Annotated in this window: 19 protein-coding genes; 14 read left to right on the top strand and 5 right to left on the bottom strand. The window is 72.7% G+C overall.

Annotation, left to right across the window (positions count from 1 at the left end):
• The first annotated feature begins 1 nt into the window (after window position 1).
• The 3 genes from HNR76_RS02505 to bamA all read left to right on the top strand — a co-directional run bounded on the left by HNR76_RS02505 (window position 2) and on the right by bamA (window position 5,088).
• Complete coding sequence (locus HNR76_RS02505; RefSeq protein WP_162311089.1) at window positions 2–1,201, top strand: 1-deoxy-D-xylulose-5-phosphate reductoisomerase; 1,200 nt, start codon at window positions 2–4, stop codon at window positions 1,199–1,201.
• A 30-nt stretch (window positions 1,202–1,231) separates the two neighbouring features.
• Complete coding sequence (gene rseP, locus HNR76_RS02500) at window positions 1,232–2,593, top strand: RIP metalloprotease RseP (protein ID WP_162311088.1); 1,362 nt, start codon at window positions 1,232–1,234, stop codon at window positions 2,591–2,593.
• Between the two features lie 62 nt (window positions 2,594–2,655).
• Window positions 2,656–5,088, top strand: coding sequence for an outer membrane protein assembly factor BamA (gene bamA, locus HNR76_RS02495; protein ID WP_162311087.1), 2,433 nt, complete (start codon window positions 2,656–2,658; stop codon window positions 5,086–5,088).
• Window positions 5,089–5,285: 197 nt separating this feature from the next.
• Here the strand turns inward: bamA and truD are convergent, their stop codons facing one another.
• The 4 genes from truD to HNR76_RS02475 all read right to left on the bottom strand — a co-directional run bounded on the left by truD (window position 5,286) and on the right by HNR76_RS02475 (window position 10,167).
• On the bottom strand, window positions 5,286–6,362 hold the full coding sequence (truD, locus tag HNR76_RS02490; RefSeq protein ID WP_162311086.1) for a tRNA pseudouridine(13) synthase TruD: 1,077 nt from the start codon (window positions 6,360–6,362) through the stop codon (window positions 5,286–5,288).
• Complete coding sequence (gene ispF / locus HNR76_RS02485) at window positions 6,359–6,850, bottom strand: 2-C-methyl-D-erythritol 2,4-cyclodiphosphate synthase (RefSeq protein WP_162311085.1); 492 nt, start codon at window positions 6,848–6,850, stop codon at window positions 6,359–6,361. Before ispF ends, truD begins: the two co-directional genes overlap by 4 nt.
• A gap of 212 nt (window positions 6,851–7,062) precedes the next feature.
• A complete protein-coding gene (gene rlmKL, locus HNR76_RS02480; protein ID WP_162311084.1) occupies window positions 7,063–9,456 on the bottom strand; it encodes a bifunctional 23S rRNA (guanine(2069)-N(7))-methyltransferase RlmK/23S rRNA (guanine(2445)-N(2))-methyltransferase RlmL in 2,394 nt (797 codons plus the stop codon).
• Window positions 9,457–9,636: 180 nt separating this feature from the next.
• On the bottom strand, window positions 9,637–10,167 hold the full coding sequence (locus HNR76_RS02475; RefSeq protein WP_162311083.1) for an alpha/beta hydrolase: 531 nt from the start codon (window positions 10,165–10,167) through the stop codon (window positions 9,637–9,639).
• Window positions 10,168–10,260: 93 nt separating this feature from the next.
• Between HNR76_RS02475 and HNR76_RS02470 the strand changes: the two genes are divergently transcribed.
• The 3 genes from HNR76_RS02470 (at window position 10,261) to HNR76_RS02460 (ending at window position 12,340) form a co-directional block, all read left to right on the top strand.
• Window positions 10,261–10,830 carry an N-acetylmuramoyl-L-alanine amidase gene (locus HNR76_RS02470; protein ID WP_162311082.1) on the top strand — a complete coding sequence of 190 codons (570 nt, stop codon included), beginning with the start codon at window positions 10,261–10,263 and terminating at the stop codon, window positions 10,828–10,830.
• 86 nt (window positions 10,831–10,916) lie between these two features.
• Window positions 10,917–11,819 carry an acyl-CoA thioesterase gene (locus HNR76_RS02465; protein WP_162311081.1) on the top strand — a complete coding sequence of 301 codons (903 nt, stop codon included), beginning with the start codon at window positions 10,917–10,919 and terminating at the stop codon, window positions 11,817–11,819.
• A 2-nt stretch (window positions 11,820–11,821) separates the two neighbouring features.
• The gene (locus HNR76_RS02460) at window positions 11,822–12,340 is read left to right on the top strand and encodes a hypothetical protein (RefSeq protein ID WP_162311080.1); all 519 of its coding nucleotides are present in this window, start codon (window positions 11,822–11,824) and stop codon (window positions 12,338–12,340) included.
• Between the two features lie 33 nt (window positions 12,341–12,373).
• Here the strand turns inward: HNR76_RS02460 and HNR76_RS02455 are convergent, their stop codons facing one another.
• Window positions 12,374–12,964: an EF-hand domain-containing protein gene (locus tag HNR76_RS02455; protein WP_249065657.1), complete on the bottom strand. Its 591-nt coding sequence runs from the start codon at window positions 12,962–12,964 to the stop codon at window positions 12,374–12,376.
• Between the two features lie 128 nt (window positions 12,965–13,092).
• On the opposite strand from HNR76_RS02455, the gene HNR76_RS02450 reads away from it, so the two are divergent.
• From HNR76_RS02450 to HNR76_RS02415, 8 genes are all read left to right on the top strand, one after another.
• A complete protein-coding gene (locus HNR76_RS02450) occupies window positions 13,093–13,863 on the top strand; it encodes an arginyltransferase (protein ID WP_246428959.1) in 771 nt (256 codons plus the stop codon).
• Between the two features lie 97 nt (window positions 13,864–13,960).
• Complete coding sequence (locus HNR76_RS02445; protein WP_425501792.1) at window positions 13,961–15,217, top strand: endonuclease/exonuclease/phosphatase family protein; 1,257 nt, start codon at window positions 13,961–13,963, stop codon at window positions 15,215–15,217.
• 187 nt (window positions 15,218–15,404) lie between these two features.
• Complete coding sequence (locus HNR76_RS02440; protein WP_162311078.1) at window positions 15,405–16,283, top strand: SPFH domain-containing protein; 879 nt, start codon at window positions 15,405–15,407, stop codon at window positions 16,281–16,283.
• Window positions 16,284–16,292: 9 nt separating this feature from the next.
• Window positions 16,293–16,568, top strand: a complete 276-nt coding sequence (locus HNR76_RS02435; RefSeq protein WP_162311077.1) for a hypothetical protein — start codon at window positions 16,293–16,295, stop codon at window positions 16,566–16,568.
• A 2-nt stretch (window positions 16,569–16,570) separates the two neighbouring features.
• Window positions 16,571–16,750 (top strand): type II toxin-antitoxin system antitoxin, encoded by a 180-nt coding sequence (locus tag HNR76_RS02430; RefSeq protein WP_162311076.1) that lies wholly within the window; start codon window positions 16,571–16,573, stop codon window positions 16,748–16,750.
• Window positions 16,747–16,926 (top strand): DUF4177 domain-containing protein, encoded by a 180-nt coding sequence (locus HNR76_RS02425; protein ID WP_162311075.1) that lies wholly within the window; start codon window positions 16,747–16,749, stop codon window positions 16,924–16,926. Before HNR76_RS02430 ends, HNR76_RS02425 begins: the two co-directional genes overlap by 4 nt.
• Before the next feature lie 136 nt (window positions 16,927–17,062).
• Window positions 17,063–17,869 (top strand): CPBP family intramembrane glutamic endopeptidase, encoded by an 807-nt coding sequence (locus HNR76_RS02420; RefSeq protein WP_162311074.1) that lies wholly within the window; start codon window positions 17,063–17,065, stop codon window positions 17,867–17,869.
• The gene (locus tag HNR76_RS02415; RefSeq protein ID WP_162311073.1) at window positions 17,866–18,459 is read left to right on the top strand and encodes a hypothetical protein; all 594 of its coding nucleotides are present in this window, start codon (window positions 17,866–17,868) and stop codon (window positions 18,457–18,459) included. The genes HNR76_RS02420 and HNR76_RS02415 overlap by 4 nt, the downstream gene beginning before the upstream one ends.
• Window positions 18,460–18,465: the final 6 nt, after the last annotated feature.

The following is an 18,465-nucleotide window of genomic DNA, read 5'->3' as shown; positions in this document are numbered from 1 at the left end:
CATGCAGCCCACCGCGGACATGCGCCAGGTCGCCGTGCTCGGTGCCACCGGCTCGATCGGCGCCTCGGCGCTGGACGTGATCGCCCGCCACCGCGGGCGCTTGCGCGCCAGCGTGCTGGCCGCGGGAAGCAACGCCGAGGCCCTGGTGAAGCTGTGCATCACCCATCGGCCGGACCATGCGGCGGTCGCCGATCCGGCCGCCTGGCCGCGCCTGCGCGACGGCCTGCGCGACGCCGGCCTGCCCACCCATGCCCATGCCGGCCCGGACGCGCTGCAGGCGCTGGCCGCCGGCCCGGAATGCGACACCGTGGTCGCCGCCATCGTCGGCGCCGCCGGGCTGGGCTCGACCCTGGCCGCCGCGCGCGCCGGCAAGCGCCTGCTGCTGGCCAACAAGGAATCGCTGGTGCTGGCCGGCGAGTTGGTGATGGCCGCCACCCGCCGTTCCGGCGCCCAGGTGGTGCCGATCGACAGCGAGCACAGCGCGGTGTTCCAGTGCCTGCAGGCGTGCCGCGCCGGCGACGTGCGCCGGATCGTGCTGACCGCCTCCGGCGGGCCGTTCCGCGGCTGGGACCGCGCTCGCCTGGCACGGGTCACCCCGGCCCAGGCGGTGGCGCACCCGAAGTGGTCGATGGGCCCGAAGATCTCGGTGGACTCGGCCACGCTGATGAACAAGGGCCTGGAGGTGATCGAGGCCCACCACCTGTTCGGCCTGCCGCCGGCGCGCATCGGCGTGCTGGTGCACCCGCAGAGCCTGGTCCATGCGCTGGTCGAGTACGTGGACGGCTCCACCCTGGCCCAGCTCGGCCTGCCGGACATGCGCACCGCGCTGGCGGTGGGCCTGGGCTGGCCGGAGCGGATCGACTCGGGCGTGACCGGGCTGGACCTGCTGGCCCAGGGGCGGCTCGAATTCGAGGCTCCGGACCTGGACGCCTTCCCCTGCCTGCGCCTGGCCGGCGAGGCCCTGGCGGCCGGCGGCACCGCCCCGGCGGTGCTCAACGCGGCCAACGAGGAAGCGGTTTCAGCCTTTCTTCAGGGCCGGATCGGTTTCCTAGCCATCCCTGAGCTGGTCGAGGACGCCCTCGCCGCCCTGCCCGCCGCACCGGCCGATTCGCTGGAGGCGCTGCTGGCGGCGGACGCGGACGCACGCCGGCGTACCCGCCACCGGATCGATTCGTCCCCCCCTGGGAGCCCCGCTGCATGAGCGCCACCGCCCGAACGGACTCCACCGGCCATGGCTGATCTCATCGGTTCCATCTGGTGGCTGGCGGTGAGCCTGGGCCTGCTGGTCACCTTCCACGAGTACGGCCATTACTGGGTCGCCCGCCGCTGCGGCGTGGACGTGCTGCGCTTCTCGATCGGCTTCGGGCGCCCGCTGTGGTCGCGCCGCAACCGCGCCGGCACCGAGTTCGCCATCGCCGCCATCCCCCTGGGCGGCTACGTGAAGATGCTCGACGAGCGCGAGGCCGACGTGCCGGCCCACCGCCAGGCGCATGCGTTCAACCGCCAGAACGTATGGCGCCGCATCGCCATCGTCGTCGCCGGGCCGGCCGCCAACCTGCTGCTGTGCGTGGCGCTGCTGTGGGCGATGTTCATCGTCGGCCGCCAGGACTACGCCCCGGTGGTCGGGCGCAGCGCCGGCATCGCGGCCGAGGCCGGCTTCCAGCCGGGCGACCGTCTGGTCGAGATCGCCGGCCGCCCGGTCGCCACCTGGACCGAGGTCGCCATGGCGATGGCCGCGCCGGCGCTGGACCGCCGCGACATCCAGGTCCGCAGCGAGGACGCCGCCGGCCGCGAGGCGGTGCGCACCCTGCGCCTGTCACGGTTGCCGGCCGGCCTGGACGAGCGCCGCATCCCCGAGCAGGCCGGCTTCGCCTGGCGTTTCCTGCTGGCCCCGGCGCTGGTCGACAGCGTGCGCGAGGACGCCGCCGCCGCCGGCGTGCTGCTGCCGGGCGACCTGATCCTGGCCATCGACGGCCAGCGCGTGGACGCGGCCGACCGGGTCGCCCCGCTGGTCCAGGCCCTGGGCGAGCGCGGCGGCGAGGGCATGGTCGAGGTGGAGCGCGCGGGCGAGCGCCTGGCCCTGGAGCTGCGGCCGCGGCCCAGCACCGACCCCCGCCGCGCCGGCACCTGGGAACTGGGCATCGCCATGTCCGCCCCGCAGGCGCCCGAGTACGACGCCGTGCAGCGCTTCGGCCCCGTGGCCGCGATCCCGGCCGCGCTGCGCGAGACCGGCCGGCTGGCCTCCGACTCGCTGGGGATGATCCGGCGGATGCTGACCGGCGACGCCTCGGTCAGGGACAACCTGTCCGGCCCGGTGACCATCGCCCGGGCCGCCAACGCCTCGGCCAAGCGCGGCGCCGACTGGTTCCTGTATTTCCTGGCCCTGCTGTCGCTGAGCCTGGCCATCATCAACCTGCTGCCCATCCCGATCTTGGACGGCGGTCACCTGCTGTATTACCTTATCGAGTTGGTCAAGGGCAGCCCGCTGAGCGAACGCGCGATGGCCGCCGGGCAGTACGTAGGCCTGGCGTTGCTGGCCGGGCTGATGGGACTGGCCTTCTACAACGACATACTGGGCTTGCTGCCGCGATGACACACTCCACTCCCGGCTCCAGCCCGCCCCACCTGCCCCAAAGCTCCTCCACCGGATGTGACATGACGCGATTCCCCGTTCGCCGCCTGCTGGCCCTCGCCCTCGCCTCGACGCTGGCCTCGACCTATGGCCTGCCGGCGCTGGCGCAAACGGTGGAGCCGTTCACCGTCCGCGACATCCGTATCGACGGCCTGCAGCGCATCGCCGCCGGCACCGTGTTCACCTACCTGCCGGTGGAACGCGGCGAGGTCATGAACCAGGTGGAGGCCGGCGACACCATCCGCGCGCTGTACCGCACCGGCTTCTTCGAGGACGTGCGCCTGGAGCGCCAGGGCGACATCCTGGTGGTGACCGTGGTCGAGCGCCCGGCGATCAACAAGCTCACGGTCAACGGCAACAAGGACATCAAGAGCGACGACCTGCTCAAGGGCCTGCAGGACATCGGCCTGGCCGAGGGCGAGACCTTCGACCGCCTGAGCCTGGACCGGGTGACCCAGGAGCTGAACCGCCAGTACAACAACCGCGGCAAGTACAACGTCCAGATCACGCCCAGCGTCAGCCAACTGGACCGCAACCGCGTGGACGTGACCATCGACATCAAGGAAGGCAAGGCGGCCAAGATCCGCCACGTCAACCTGATCGGTAGCGAGAACTTCCAGAACGAGGACATCCTCGACACCTGGGAGTCGCGCGCCAGCACCTGGATGTCCTGGTACCGGCGCGATGACCAGTACTCCAAGGAGAAGCTCTCCGGCGACATGGAGAAGCTCAACTCCTGGTACCTGGACCGCGGCTACATCGACTTCAACATCGACTCCACCCAGGTCTCGATCAGCCCCGACAAGCGGGACATGTACCTCACCGCCAGCATCACCGAGGGCGAGATCTACACGATCTCCGAGATCAAGGTGACCGGCGACACCATCCTGCCGCAGGAGCAGGTCGAGCGGATGGTCATCCCCAAGCCCGGCAACACGTTCTCGCGCGCGCTGCTGGAAATCACCTCCGACGGGATCACCAACACCCTCAGCAACATCGGCTACGCCTTCGCCCGGGTCAATCCGGTGCCCACCCCCAACCGGGAGGACCGCACCGTCGCGATCAACCTGCAGGTGCTGCCCGGCCCGCGCGTGAACGTGCGCCGGATCCTGTTCAAGGGCAACACCCGCACCTCCGACGAGGTGCTGCGCCGCGAGATGCGCCAGTTCGAGAACAGTTGGTACTCGCAGGCGGCCATCGACCGCTCCAAGATCCGCCTGCAGCGCCTGGGCTACTTCGAGACGGTGGAAGTGGAGACGCCGGCCGTGCCCGGCACCGGCGACCAGGTGGACGTGGTCTACAACGTCAAGGAGACCACCTCCGGCAGCTTCGTGTTCGGCCTGGGCTACTCGCAGTTGGCCGGCATGACCACCTCGATCCAGCTCTCGCAGAACAACTTCCTCGGCGGCGGCAACCGGGTCTCGGTGGAGGCGCAGCGCAGCGACTACCTGCAGCGCTACGCCTTCTCCTACATCAACCCGTTCTTCACCGACGAGGGCATGTCGCTGGGCTACAACCTGTGGTGGCGCGAGCTGGACTACTCGGACTTCAACACCGCCCAGTACAACAGCACCAACGCCGCCGCGCAGGCCGTGCTGGGCCTGCCGATCACCGAGAACAGCACCATCTCGCTGCTGTTCGGCATCGACAGCAACCAGATCCAGACCTACTCGGGCTACACGCCGGCGGCGATCGTCGACTACGTCCACGCGATCGGCCGGCGCACCTTCCACGCCTGGCGCAGCGAGCTGGGCTGGGCGCGCGACACCCGCAACGACTTCTTCATGCCCACCCGCGGCACGTACCAGCGCGTGGGCCTGGAGACCACCCTGCCCGGCTCCACGGTGGAGTACTACAAGCTCAACTACGAAGTCTCCAGGTACTGGCGGCTCAGCCCGGCGTTCGTGCTGCGCACCGGCCTGGACCTGGGCTACGGCGACAGCTACGGCAACGACATCGTCCGCGACATCTGCTGGACCATGCCCACCCAGGAAAACCCGACCCCGGGCGCCAGCAATCCCTGCCTGACCACCTCGCCGGACTACACGCGGACGGTCACCGCCACGGGCCTGCCGTTCTTCGAGAACTTCTACGCCGGCGGCACGCGCTCGGTGCGCGGCTTCCGCGACAACACCCTGGGCCCGCGTTCCGAAGCGCTGGGCGGCTACCGCGGCCAGCCGCTGGGCGGCTCGCTCAAGACCGTCGGCCAGATCGAGATGGTGTTCCCCAAGCTGTTCGACAGCAAGGCCGCGCGCGTGTCGGCCTTCGTCGACTTCGGCAACGTCTACTCCGGCACCGACGACTTCGATGCCGGCGAACTGCGCGCCTCGGCCGGCGTGGCCCTGCTGTGGCGCGCCCCGGTCGGCCCGATCTCGATCAGCTATGCCTACCCGTTCAAGAAGAAGGAAGGCGACGAGATCGAGCGCCTGCAGTTCACCTTCGGCGGCGGCTTCTGACCGGCATCGTCCGCGCCGCCCCTCGGCGCGGACGGTCGAAGGGCCGGGCGATTGCGGGCCGCTTGTAGGGGCCGGGCAGGGCCGGCGACCGGCGTGCGGTCATTCCGGAATCCGGTGCCGGATCGCCAGCCGAAGTCGGCTTCTACAGGAAGATGCCCGCGAGGACGGCGGGGGCCGGCCGCGCGCAGCCGGCCCGCTTAAGCGGGCGCCAGGCCCGATGCATCTGCATCGGCCGCGTCAACCACCTCGCCCAACTGGTCCAGCACCGCCGTGGCATAGCTGCCCGGCGGCAGCGCGAAGGCCAGCCGCAGGCTGCCCGCTTCCGGCCACTCCCAGGCCAGCCCCTCCGGCCGCACCCGCAGCGCACGGCGCTCCTGTTCCAGCCCCGCACACTCCAGGCCATCGCGCAGCGCCAGCGACTCGGCGTCGGCCAGCGCCGCCAGCTCCAGTTCGCGGCACGCGCCTTCGCTGCGCAGTTCGCCACGCCCCCATAGCGGGCCGCTGGGGTGGATGTCGAACGCTTCCAGCCGGGCCTGCAGCGCCTCGCTCCACGGCTCCGGCCCGAACACGCTGCGGCTGCCCGCCAGCAGCCAGACCTCGCCCTCGAGCCCGCGCTCCCAGTGGCCATCGGCCACGCGCACCGCCAGCGCCCGGTTGAACAGGACCGACCGCGCCGCCGACAGCAGCATCGAACGCTGCTCGCGGCCGGGCCGCTTGCCGCGCCCTCCCTGGGCGAACATCGCCAAGGCCTTGCCGACGTTGCCGCCGCCGCGGCCGAAGCGCTGCTCGCCGAACAGGTTGGGCACGCCACGCGCGGCGATCGCCGCCAGCCGCGCCTCGATCGCATCGCGCATGCCTTCCACCTCGCGCAACGTCAGCACGAACCGGTTGCCGGCCAGCGCCCCGCGCGGCAGCTTGCGGCGATGCCGGGACCGGGCCAGCACGCGCAGGCCGTCCTGCTCCAGCGCCGCCACGTCCGGCGGCTCCCGGCCCGGCAGGTGCACGCTGAAGCGCTGGCGGGCGACCGCATGCCGGTCCTTGAGCCCGGCATAGCCCACGGCATGGTCCGGCACGCCGGCCCAGCGCGCGATCGCACGCGCGGCGAAGACCGTGTTCATCCCGCGCTTCTCCACGGCCAGCAGCAGGTGCTCGCCCTCGCCGCCCGCTTCGAAGCCGTCGATTTCCTCGACCCGGAAATCCTCCACGCTCACCCGCATCCGCGCCGACAGCACCGGGGCGCCGAACGCCGGGCACCGTCCCGCGGCGGCGCTCATGCGCGCACCATCAGCGCCACCGCCTGCGCGGCGATGCCCTCGCCGCGCCCGGTGAAGCCCAGCTTCTCGCTGGTGGTGGCCTTGACCCCCACCGCATCGACCGCCACCCCGCAGGCGTCCGCGATCCGTTCACGCATGGCCGCCGCATGCGGGCCGACCTTCGGCCGCTCGCAGATCACGGTCACGTCGGCGTTGCCCAGGCGCCAGCCGCGACCGGCCGCCAGCCCGACGCAGTGGCGCAGCAGCTCCAGGCTGTCCGCGCCCTTCCAGCGCGCATCCGTGGGCGGGAAATGCACGCCGATGTCGCCCAGCGCCAGCGCACCGAGGACCGCATCGCACAGCGCATGCAGCGCCACGTCGCCATCGCTGTGCGCCACCACGCCGCAGTCGTGCGGCACGCGCACCCCGCCGAGCATGATGTGGTCGCCCTCGCCGAAGATGTGGACGTCGAACCCCTGGCCGATGCGGAAGGGAGGAATGTCTGCCATGGATGCCTCTGCCGAATTCGTCGCGTGGCCGTGCCGCCACCGGGCTATTGTGCCGGTGCATCCCGCCGCAGGCGATGGCGGAAGCCCGGCGCGGCTCCTCCCGGAGTCGGCATGCCCCGCCTTTGGCGGCACGGCTGCACTGCAACCGCCGCGATCCCGCCGCGCCCGCGCCCGCTACCGCAATGTCCCCGCGCACCCCACCGAAGCGGCGCCTAGTCGCGCGTCAGCCGCCACGCCCGATGAATGCGCGCATTGCGCTCGAAATCCGGCGGAATGGTCGAGGCGCTGATCTCCTCGCAGTGGGCGAACTGCGCCACCGCATCCTCGTCCAGGCGGAAGCGGCGGAAGTTGTTGGAGAAGTACAGCGCCCCGCCCTGCGCCAGCCGGGCCACCGCCGCGCGCAGCAGGCGCACCTGCTCGCGCTGCACGTCGAAGTCCTCGGCGCGGGCCGAGTTGGAGAAGGTCGGCGGGTCGCAGAAGATCACGTCGTACCTGGCCCGCTCGGCTTCCAGCCAGGCCACCGCGTCGGCCTGGACCAGCCGGTGCGCCGTGCCGGCCACCCCATTGAGCGCCAGGTTGTCCGCGCACCATTGCAGGTAGGTGCCGGACAGGTCCACGCTGGTGGTGGAGGCCGCGCCGGCCACCGCCGCCTGCACGCTGGCCACGCCGGTGTAGCAGAACAGGTTGAGGAAGCGCCTGCCCTTGGCCTCCGCGGCCATGCGCCGGCGCAACGGGCGATGGTCGAGGAACAGGCCCGTGTCCAGGTAGTCGAACAGGTTCACCCACAGCCGCGCGCCGTTCTCGCGCACGGCGAAGCGCTCGCCGCGTTGCTGGAATCCGCCCGTCCTGGCCTGGGCGTACTTGCTGCCGCCCTTGCCGCGCTCGCGGGTCTTCAGCGCCACCTGCGCGGCCGGCACGGCGAAGGCCTCGCGCGCGGCGGCCAGCAGTTCGTTGCGGCGTCGGCGCACGTCCGCCTCGGGGATCTCCTTCGGCGGCGCGTACTCCTGCACGTGCAGGAAGGTGCGCCGCTCGCCGCCGTCCTCGGCGTATACGTCGATGGCCGCCGCGTACTCCGGGATGTCCGCATCGTAGGCGCGGAAACAGCCCGCCTGCTCGACCTCGCGCCAGTTCCTCAGCCGGCGCAGGTTGCGCTGGACCCGGTTGGCGACCATGCGCGCACCCTCGGAAAGCTCCCGCGGCGCATCCGCCTCGCGCACCGGCGGCCGCACCGGATCGCACACGATCAGCACGCATTCCAGCGCACCGTTGAACACCTGGTACTTCCTGGCCGCGCGCAGGCCGGTGGCGTAGGCCAGGTCGGCATCGCCGCACAGCAGGCTGGCGCGCCAGCCCGGCACCGCGCGCTGCAGCGCCGTGCCCAGGCGGCGGTACAGCGCGCCATCGGCGGCCAGGCGCCGGTCGTAGGGGGGATTGCACACGACCAGCCCGCGCGGTGCGGCGCACGCCGGCAGCGCATCGATGTCGCACGACGCGAAGACGAGGGCATCGGCGACCTCGGCCGCCCGTGCGTTCGCGTGGGCGGCCGCGATCGCCTGCCGATCCAGGTCGCTGCCGTGGAAGACCGGGCGCAAGGCGGCCAGGCCGGCATCGGCGCGGCGCCTCGCCTCGGTTACCAGGGCGTTCCAGGCGTCGACGCCGAAGCCGAGCCAGCGAGTCGGCAACGCCACGCCTTCGCGTTCTTCGACGTGGCCGGCATCGCCCGTCACGGGCGCGGGTGCGATCTTCGCCATCGCCGCCTGCCACGGGGCGTGCGCCTCGGGGCGACCCGCTTCGCCGGCGATCGCATCGGTCCGCATGCGGAGGCCGTGGAGGTCGCGCGCGCCCGGAGCCGGGACGGCGGCGGGCGGCCCGCCATCGCCGCCACGCGGGGCGTCGGCATCGTGCGGCCGCGCGTCCGGCGGTGCCTGCGCGTGCATCCGCCCCAGGCCTGGCGCCACGTCGGCCGCCATCAGCGCGCCTTCGATCAGCAGCGTGCCGCTGCCGCACATGGGGTCCAGCAATGCGCCGCCTTCGGCGTACAGCGCCGGCCAGCCGCCGCGCAGCAGCACCGCCGCGGCCAGGTTCTCCTTCAGCGGCGCCTCGTGCCGGGCGGCGCGCCAGCCGCGCCGGTGCAGCGGGCCGCCACCCAGGTCCACCGACAGCGTCGCCCGGCCCTTGCGCAGCGACAGGTTCAGGCGCAGGTCCGGCGACTCCACGTCCACCGAAGGCCGGGCCAGGCCCTGCGCGCGGAACCCGTCCACCACCGCGTCCTTGACCCGTTGCGCGGCAAAGCGCGCATGGGTGATCGCCTCGCCGGACACGTGCGCGTCCACCGCCACGGTGTGGCCCTCGCCCAGGTGCGCGTGCCAGGGCACGGCAGCGGCGCCGTCGTACAGCGCCTGCTCGTCCGGGCAGTCGAACGCGGCCAGCGGCCACAGCACTCGGCTGGCCAGGCGCGACCACAGCACCGCGCGCTGGGCGTCGACCAGCGTGCCCTCGGCATTGGCGCCGGCCACGGTGGCGGTCGCCTTCGCCGCGCCCAGCGCGAGCAGCTCGTCGGCCAGCAGGTATTCCAGGCCCTTGGCGCAGGAAACGAAGAACTTCATCGGAAGGGAGCTCGCGGGAGGGGCGGGATCCGGCATCGGCGCGGTGGGCCTGGATCGAATCGTTGCAAGCCGGGAATGGTCCGGCATCGGCGCGTGCAAAGCCAGCCCGGCCGCGCGCACGGCCACCCATCGCCGCGCGACGCCGGGGCCGGCGCGGATTCGCCCCGCCGGCGTCGCCTCCTACAGCGATTCGAGCAACTGCGCGAAGGCGCGCGCCGTGGTTTCCACGTGCCCGGCCAGGCGATGGCTGTCGTCGACCATCAGCAACCGCGCCGAACGCGTCCGCGCCCATTCCACCACCTCGGCCGCCGGGATCAGCTCGTCGTGCCAGGCATGGACGATGGAGATCGGCACCGGCGCCGCCTCCAGCGCCGGCAGCGGCCCCATGCGGGTGGGCGGCACCATCAGGAACAACGCCCGGGTGGGCACCTGCAGCGAGGCCAGGGCCGAGACGTACGACCCCAGGCTGGAGCCGGCCAGCACCACCGGGCCGCCGCGCTCGGCCGCCGCACCGGCGATGGCCAGCAAGCGCCGCAGGCGGCCGGGCACGTCGCCCAGCCGCCCCACCTCGGCGCGCGCATCGAGGTCGGTGTAGTCGGGACGCTCGGTCGTCCAGCCCAGGTCCTCGGCGGCCCGCGCCAGCGCGGCGACCTTGGTCGCGTCCGGGCCGCTCTCGAACCCGTGCGAAAGAATGCAATGACCCCGGCTCACTCCGCCTCCATGACCTTCCATCCACCCTGGGTAGCGGCGCCCGCCGCACGTGCGGCCGCTGCGACCGCAGGCGCCGATGCTAGCATCCGGCCCATGCCGCCCTTGCCCGATCTGTCCATCGTCGACGCGCCGCTGCCCTACGTGCCGCACCTGGAAACGCGGCCACTGGAGCAGGTGGACCTGGTGGTGATCCACTGCACCGAACTGCCCGACCTGGCGGCGGCGCGCGAATACGGCGAACGCAAGCTCTATCCCAGCGGCACCGGCAACAGCGGCCATTACTACATCGACCGCGACGGCAGCGTGCGGCGCTACGTCCCCGACGACCACATCGCCCACCACGTGCGCGGCCACAACGCGCGCGCCATCGGCATCGAGCTGGTCAACGCCGGCCGCTACCCGCACTGGCTGGATTCGCGCCGCCAAGCCATGGACGAGGCCTATCCGGACGTGCAGATCGATGCGCTCGTCGCCCTGCTGCATCGCCTGGCCGCCGAACTGCCCTCGCTGCGCCACATCGCCGGCCACCAGGACCTGGACCGCGGGACCGTCGCGGCCAGCGACGATCCCTCGCTGCAGGTCCGGCGCAAGCTCGACCCCGGCCCGCGCTTTCCCTGGCCGCGCGTGCTGGCCGAAGTCCCGCTGCACCGCCTGACCGGCTAGCCCCGGACAACGTTTCCGGCCGCGCGAAAGCCCGCCAGGTCCGCGCCGGTATAATCGGCGGCCCTTCCCGCCCATGGCCCGCCCTCGTGCCTCCCGCCCTCGGCCCCGTGGTATCCGAACTGATCGACCTGCTCGCCCTGGAGCGGCTGGAGGACAACCTGTTCCGCGGCCAGAGCCGCGACATCGGCACCCGGTACGTGTTCGGCGGGCAGGTGCTCGGCCAGGCGCTGGCCGCCGCGCAGGCCACGCTCGACAGCCGCCGCGGCGCCCACTCGCTGCATGCCTACTTCCTGCGCGCCGGCGACATCGAACACCCCATCGTCTACGACGTGGACCGTACCCGCGACGGCGGCAGCTTCTCGGTACGGCGGATCACCGCGATCCAGCACGGCAAGGCGATCTTCTTCTGCGCGGTCTCCTTCCAGGACGCCGAATCCGGCGCCGAGCACCAGCCGTCGATGCCCGAGGTGCCCGCGCCGGAGGAGATCGTCCCCGCGCCGCCGCTGTCGCCGGAAGCGATGGCCGCGCTGCCCACCAAGGTGCAGCGCTGGCTGCAGCGCGGCGGACCGTTCGAGTTCCGCCACGTGAACCCGCGCGACGAGCTGGCCCCGCCACGGTTGCCGCCCTGCCAGTACATCTGGTTCCGCCTGCGCCAGGACGTGGGCGACATCCCCTTCGAGCTGCACCAGGCGCTGCTGGCCTACGCCTCGGACTTCCACCTGCTGGGCACGGCCAACCTGCCGCACGGCATCAGCTACTACTCGCCGAACGTGCAGATGGCCTCGCTGGACCACGCCTTGTGGTTCCACCGCCCGTTCCGCGCCGACGAATGGCTGCTGTACGCGCTGGACAGCCCCAGCAGCCAGGGCTCGCGCGGGCTGGCGCGCGGCCAGGTATTCGACCGCGCCGGCCGGCTGGTCGCCAGTACCGCGCAGGAAGGGCTGATCCGCGTGCGGCCCGGGGCCGGCAAGGCCTCGGCGAAGGACTGAGCATGCGCCAGATATTCACCAGCCAGCGGCTGGAAACCGTGGAAGGCGTCGCCCGGCTGCTGGAGGAGGCGGGCATCGGCGTGCACATCAGCCAGCCGCGCTCCTATCGCGGCGGCCGCCGGGGCCAGTTCAGCTATTCCGAACCGGTGCCCGCCAAGCAGCAGCCGGCGGTATGGGTACGCAAGCCCGAGGACCAGCCGCGCGCGCGCGAACTGCTGCGCGAGGCCGGCCTGATGACGAGTACGCGGCCGCAGGCCAACGCGGCCGCGCTGGCCATCGAACCGCCGCTGTCACGCTTCGGGCGCAGCGGCGGCCGCTGGGCCTGGCGCGTGCGCATCGGCCTGCTGCTGCTCATCGCCGCGGTGGTGGCGGTCATCTGGATGGGACGGGACACGCGCGGCACTGCGCCCGAAGCGCCCGTGGCCTCGCCGCCGCCGGCCGCCCCCGCGCCGGCCGGACAAGACGCAAGCGGCGACGAGGAGATCCGCGTGCGCATCCCCCCGCCGCCGCCCTCGGACTGAGCCACCGGCCAAGGCCGGTGGCCTCCTGCCGCGTCACTTCGCCGATGCGTCCTTCGCCGACGCCGGGCCATGGCCCGGGCCCCGGCCGCGACGGTCGCCCCATGCCTGGGCGCGCTTGGCATGCGCGGCGTCGTACTCGGCCTTGCTCAGGCTGCCGTCGCCGTTGCCGTCGGCGGACTCGAACCACGCGTCGCGGCGCTGCTTGGCCGCCGCCTCGCGGTCGGCGCGGTCGACGAAGCCGTCCTTGTTGACGTCCATGCGCTCGAAGCGCTCGGCGAACTTCGCATCGGCGGCCGCCTCGGCCTTGCTGATGCGGCCGTCCTTGTCCTTGTCGAGCTGGACGAAGGGATGGCCGCCCGCACCGCGGCGGCCGTGATGGCCGCGCGGCGAGCGCCGCAGCTCGCTGCGGTCCAGCTTTCCGTCCTTGTTCGCGTCCAGGGTGTCGAAGCGCTCGGCCAGGCGCGGGTGCGCGGCGGCCTCGTCGCGGTCGATCACGCCGTCCTTGTTGACGTCCAGCGGCTTGTGCATGGGCGCGCGCGCATCCGGCGCCGGGGCCTGCGCCAGGGCGGCCCCGGCGGTGACGGCCAGCAGCGCGGCGGCGATCAGGGAAGGGGTCTTGTTCACGGTGTGCTCCAGGAAAGTCGTGGACTCGATGACCACGTGGGGGAAAACGCCGGGCGCCGCCATGCGTTGACGGGCCGGCGCCGCCGTTCAGCCGGCAGCCGGTCGCAGCCGCTGCGAGGGCGCGCGCTATGCTGCACGCATCCGTCGACCGCATCGCCATGGGCAACGACTCTTCCCCGACCGACGACCTGCGCCTGTTCCAGACCGGCGGCCACGCCTGCGGCTACTGGCCCGAGCGCGCCGCGCGCGACCTGGTGCTGGACCCGCGCGACCCGCGCCTGGCGCAGGTCTACCCGCAGGCGCTGGACTGGGGCTTCCGCCGGTCCGGCGACCTGGTCTACCGGCCGCACTGCGCGCATTGCCGGGCCTGCGTGGCGGTGCGCATCCCGGTGGCCGAGTTCGCGCCCGACCGCAGCCAGCGTCGGTGCGAGGCCCGCAACGCGACGGTGGAGGCGCGCATCGTCCCGGCGCAGCGTACGGCCGAGCACTTCGCCCTGTACCAGCGCTACCTGGAAGCGCGCCACCGCGATGGCGGCATGGACGGCCACGGCACGGCCGAGTTCGACCAGTTCCTCCTCGGTACCTGGCCGGACACCCGCTTCCTGGAGCTGCGCGAGGCGCCCGGCGTCGATGCGCCGGGGCGGCTGCTGGCGGTGGCGGTGACCGACCGCGCGCCGACCGCGCTGTCGGCGGTCTACACGTTCTTCGACCCGGACATGCGCGCGCGCGGGCTGGGCACGCTGGCGATCCTGCGCCAGATCGAGTGGGCGCGGCGCGAGGGACTGGCGCATCTCTACCTGGGCTACTGGATCGAAGGCCACGGCAAGATGGACTACAAGCGGCGCTTCCATCCGCTGCAGGCATTCGACGGGCGGCGCTGGCGCGACTTCCCGTGGTGAGTGGGCCAGCGGGCGGCGGCATCGCCATGATCCCGCCCGCCTCCGCCGGCCGAGGCGCCGCAGCATCGCCGTCGTCCATGCATGCCAGAATCGCGGCATGCGCATGTCCATCCACCGCTCGTCCCTCTTCCTGCTGCTGACCATGCTGTCCGCCTGCGCCGGCCGCGAACCGGCCACCGCCGCGTCCGCGCCCGCCGCCACGGCCCTGCGCGTGGCCACCTACAACGCCTCGCTCTACGACGATGCCGCGGGCGGGCTCGTCGGCCGCCTGCGACGAGGCGACGAGGGCGCACGCAAGATCGCCGCGGTGCTGCAGCGGGTGCGGCCGGACCTGGTGCTGCTCAACGAGTTCGACTACGACGCCGAGGGACGCGCCGCGGACCTGTTCCAGCGCGACTACCTGGCGCGCCCGCAGGCCGGCGGCGGCGCGGCGCTGCACTACCCGTACCGCTACCTGGCCGAAGTGAACACCGGCGTGCCCAGCGGCCTGGACCTGGACCGCAACGGGACGGTCGCATCAGGCAGGAACGGCGGGAACGGCGATACCGCCCGCGACCGCGGCAACGATGCCTGGGGCTACGGCCTGCACCCGGGCCAGTACGGGATGCTGGTGCTGTCGCGCTTCCCGATCGACGCGGCGCAGGCGCGCAGCTTCCGCCTGCTGCGCTGGGCGGCCATGCCCGGCGCGCGGCGCCCGGTCGATCCCGCCACCGGCGGCTACTGGCACGACGATGCGGTGTGGCCGCGGTTGCGGCTCTCGTCCAAGTCGCACTGGGACGTGCCAGTGGATACGCCCGCCGGCCGCCTGCACCTGCTGGCCTCCCACCCCACCCCGCCGGTGTTCGACGGCCCGGAGGACCGCAACGGCGCGCGCAACGCGGACGAGATCCGGCTGTGGCGCGAATACATCTCGCCCGGCGCGCACGGATGGCTGTGCGACGACGCCGGCGTCTGCGGCGGACTGGCGGACGGCGCGCGCTTCGTGATCGCAGGCGACCTCAACAACGACCCGGCCGACGGCGACGGCCACCACGAGGCCATCGTCGAACTGCTGGAGCACCCGCGCGTGCTGCGCATGCCCACGCCGCGCTCGGACGGCGGCGCGCAGGCCGCGCGCGCCTACGCCGCCGCCGGCATCGCGCGGCGTGGCGCGCCGGAACACGTCACCGGCGACTTCGGCCCCAGGACCGGCGCATTGCGGCTGGACTACGTACTGCCTTCCACCGGCCTGGAGGTGCGCGGCAGCGGCGTGTTCTGGCCGCCGGCGTCGGACCCCGATGCCGCCATCGCCGACGGCAGCGACCACCATCTGGTCTGGGTCGACCTCGCACTGCAGCCGTCTTCCGGTCCGTAGCCGCGCCCCGGCCCGCGATTGCCGCGGTGTTTCCCCGCTTGGGGCCATGCGCGGCCTGGGTCCGTGCCGCCTGCCAACCCGGCCGGCGGCGGGTGCCCGTGCGCCTTGCCGGGCCAGCCGGCGCACCGTACTCGTTGACATCTGATATCAAATTGATATCTTTCATGCACCAACTGGAGAACGTGCCATGAAAGAACGCCCCCTCGGTTCCATTTCCGGCCTGCCGGTCGTCGGCGTGGCCCTGCTGGTCGCGGCCGGTGCCGCCTGGCTGTTCGTGGCCGGGGTCCAGGACCTGAATCGCGGCGAAGGCGGCGGGCTGACGATGATCGGCGCGCTGGCGGTCGGCATCCTGGCCCTGGCCAGCCTGTCCGGGCTGTACACCATCCAGCCCAACCAGGCCGCGGTGCTGAGCCTGTTCGGGAAGTACGTGGGCACGGTCAAGGAGGCCGGCCTGCGCTGGAACAACCCCTTCTACTCCAAGCGCAAGGTCAGCCAGCGCGTGCGCAACTTCGAGAGCGGCAAGCTCAAGGTCAACGACCTGGACGGCAGCCCGATCGAGATCGCCGCGGTGATCGTTTGGCAGGTGGTGGATGCCTCCGAGGCGGTGTTCAACGTCGACGACTACGAGAGCTTCGTCCACATCCAGTCCGAATCGGCGCTGCGGGCGATGGCCTCCAGCTACCCCTACGACCAGCACGACGACGGCCAGACCGCGCTGCGCAGCCACCCGCAGGAAATCTCCGAGCACCTGCAGGCGCAGATCGCCGAGCGCCTGGGCACGGCCGGCGTGGAAGTGATCGAGGCGCGCATCAGCCACCTGGCCTACGCCCCGGAGATCGCCCAGGCGATGCTGCAGCGGCAGCAGGCCAATGCGGTGATCGCCGCGCGCACCCGGATCGTGGCCGGCGCGGTGGGCATGGTCGAGATGGCCCTGTCCGAACTGCAGAAGAACGGCGTGGTGCACCTGGACGAGGAGCGCCGCGCGCAGATGGTCAGCAACCTGCTGGTGGTGCTGTGCGCCGACCGCGGCACCCAGCCGGTGGTCAACGCCGGCTCGCTGTACTGAGGCGCGGGAATGGAAGCGCTGGTGCCGCTGCTGGTCGCGCTGTCCGGGTTGCCCGCGCTGGGGGCGGCCGGCTGGTACGCGCGCGGCGGCGGCCCGCACGTGCGCGGCGTCGCCCTGCGCTGGGCGCTGATCGCGCTGGCGCTGTTCCTGGGCGCATGCGGCCTGTACTGGGCCCGCGGCGACCAGGGCCGCACCGCCGCGGTGGTGCTCGCACTGGTGGTGGCGGTCAACGCGCTGGGCGTGTCGCTGCTGCTGCACCTGCGCCGCGGCGACCGGAGGCGCTGACGATGGCCGAGAAAAAAGCCTATCCGCTGCGCATCAACGCCCAGGTCCTGGCCGCCGCGCAGCGCTGGGCCGACGACGAGCTGCGCAGCCTCAACGCCCAGATCGAATACGTGCTGCGCGACGCACTGCGCAAGGCCGGGCGCCTGCCCAGGCCGGGACACGAACAGGAGGACGAAGCATGAGCGACCGTTGGCGATACCACGTGGCGAGCCTGAAGCCGAGCATGCTCGGCAGCCACAAACCCGAGGACCTGCAGGCGCTGCTCGACCGCCAGGCGGCCTCCGGCTGGGAACTGGTGCAGGTCGTCGCGTCGGGGCCGACCGCAGCGATGATGGTGGTCTTCAGGCGGCCGGCATGACGCGGCCACGCCGCCCGGGCTTCCACCCCACCCGAAGGGCCTGGCGCATGCCCGCGGCCCGATCCCCGCGGCGACGCGCACCGGCCCCGACCGGCACCCGCCGCATTCCCTGACCCCCGTCCATGCACCGGCCCTCATGAGCGCACCGCCCTCGTCCCCGCCTTCCTCCGCATTGCAGGACCTCAAGCTGGCCGCCGCCTGGGGCGCGCTGGCCGCGCTGTCGGTCGCGGCGGTGGTGCCCTATCTGATGCAACTGATGCCCGAGCGCTTCGCGCGGCTGCCGCTGCCGTTGGGCGTCGTGGTCGCGATGCAGGCCGCGCAGGCGCTGGTGCTGCTGGGACTGCTGTCCTGGCTGGGCCTGCGCATGGGCCATCGCGTCGGCCTCGGCAGCCCGGTGCTGCGCGCCTGGCTGGTGCTGCGGACGCTTCCGGACTGGGCGCGGCTGCGGCCGCTGCAGACCATGCTGCTGGGCATGGCGGCCGGCGCCGCGATCCTCGGCCTGTCGGCGCTGGTCGACGGCTTCCTGCCGCCGGCGGTCCATCCGCCTGCCCAGGCCACGGCCGGCGCCTCCGCGCTCAATGGCCTGCTCGCCTCGTTCTACGGCGGCATCGCCGAGGAACTGCAACTGCGCCTGTTCCTGATGACGCTGCTGGTGTGGGTGGTGGCGCGCCGGCGCGGTGCGCCGCCGCCATCGGCCTATTGGGTCGCCATCGCGGTGGCCGCCCTGCTGTTCGGCGCCGGCCACCTGCCTGCGGCCGCGCACGTGTGGGGCCTGGACGCGGCCGTGGTCGCGCGCACCCTGTTGCTCAACGGCGTCGGCGGCATGGTCTTCGGCTGGCTGTACTGGAAGCGTGGGATCGAGATGGCGATGCTCGCCCACTTCGCCGCCGACCTGGTGCTGCACGTCCTCGCCCCCGTCCTGCTGCCCGGAACCGCGCCATGACCGCCCTGGACGATCCGCGCCTGCAACCGGCCGCACCCGGCGCGCGCAGCCGGCGCTGGCTGTTCTGGCTGTGCGTCGGCATGCCCCTCGCGTTCGTCGCCACCGCCGTGCCGTTGGCGGTGCGGGACGGCACCATCGTGCTGGTGGCCGGCGGCCCGGCGCTGACCATCGCGGTCCACCTCGGCGGCGCGCTGGTGGTGCTGACGGTGCTATGGCGGTTCCTGGCCATGATGATGAACCGGCAGGGGATCGCGCTCGACGGCGACGGCCTGAAGGTATGGTCGGCGTTCTACCGGCACCGCGTCCCGCTGGCGGAACTGGACCTGGCGCGGGCACGGGTGGTCGACCTGGACGAACGGGTCGAGCTGCGCCCCAGCCTGTGGTGCAACAACACCATGACCCTGCCGGGTTTTCGCGCCGGCTGGTTCCGCCTGGGCAACCGGCGCCGCGCCTTCGTCGCCCTCCAGGACGGGCGCCGCAAGCTGTGGCTGCCCACCCATGGACGCGCCGACCTGCTGATCGAACCGCGCGACCCGGCGGCCCTGCTCGCGCGCCTGCGCGAACTGGCGGACGCACGCACGCGCCACTAAGCTGCG

The organism is Pseudoxanthomonas broegbernensis (assembly GCF_014202435.1).
Classification (GTDB): Bacteria; Pseudomonadota; Gammaproteobacteria; order Xanthomonadales; family Xanthomonadaceae; genus Pseudoxanthomonas; species Pseudoxanthomonas broegbernensis.
This window is presented reverse-complemented; position numbering and strand designations above follow the sequence as displayed.

Coding starts and splice junctions, on each gene's coding strand:
- HNR76_RS02425 (WP_162311075.1), top strand. CDS start 16,747: ATGAGCGACCGTTGGCGATACCACGTGGCGAGCCTGAAGCCGAGCATG.
- HNR76_RS02435 (WP_162311077.1), top strand. CDS start 16,293: ATGGAAGCGCTGGTGCCGCTGCTGGTCGCGCTGTCCGGGTTGCCCGCG.
- HNR76_RS02445 (WP_425501792.1), top strand. CDS start 13,961: ATGCGCATGTCCATCCACCGCTCGTCCCTCTTCCTGCTGCTGACCATG.
- rlmKL (WP_162311084.1), bottom strand. CDS start 9,456: ATGAAGTTCTTCGTTTCCTGCGCCAAGGGCCTGGAATACCTGCTGGCC.
- HNR76_RS02460 (WP_162311080.1), top strand. CDS start 11,822: ATGCGCCAGATATTCACCAGCCAGCGGCTGGAAACCGTGGAAGGCGTC.
- HNR76_RS02430 (WP_162311076.1), top strand. CDS start 16,571: ATGGCCGAGAAAAAAGCCTATCCGCTGCGCATCAACGCCCAGGTCCTG.
- HNR76_RS02505 (WP_162311089.1), top strand. CDS start 2: ATGCAGCCCACCGCGGACATGCGCCAGGTCGCCGTGCTCGGTGCCACC.
- rseP (WP_162311088.1), top strand. CDS start 1,232: ATGGCTGATCTCATCGGTTCCATCTGGTGGCTGGCGGTGAGCCTGGGC.
- HNR76_RS02415 (WP_162311073.1), top strand. CDS start 17,866: ATGACCGCCCTGGACGATCCGCGCCTGCAACCGGCCGCACCCGGCGCG.
- bamA (WP_162311087.1), top strand. CDS start 2,656: ATGACGCGATTCCCCGTTCGCCGCCTGCTGGCCCTCGCCCTCGCCTCG.
- truD (WP_162311086.1), bottom strand. CDS start 6,362: ATGAGCGCCGCCGCGGGACGGTGCCCGGCGTTCGGCGCCCCGGTGCTG.
- HNR76_RS02440 (WP_162311078.1), top strand. CDS start 15,405: ATGAAAGAACGCCCCCTCGGTTCCATTTCCGGCCTGCCGGTCGTCGGC.
- ispF (WP_162311085.1), bottom strand. CDS start 6,850: ATGGCAGACATTCCTCCCTTCCGCATCGGCCAGGGGTTCGACGTCCAC.
- HNR76_RS02450 (WP_246428959.1), top strand. CDS start 13,093: ATGCTGCACGCATCCGTCGACCGCATCGCCATGGGCAACGACTCTTCC.
- HNR76_RS02470 (WP_162311082.1), top strand. CDS start 10,261: ATGCCGCCCTTGCCCGATCTGTCCATCGTCGACGCGCCGCTGCCCTAC.
- HNR76_RS02420 (WP_162311074.1), top strand. CDS start 17,063: ATGAGCGCACCGCCCTCGTCCCCGCCTTCCTCCGCATTGCAGGACCTC.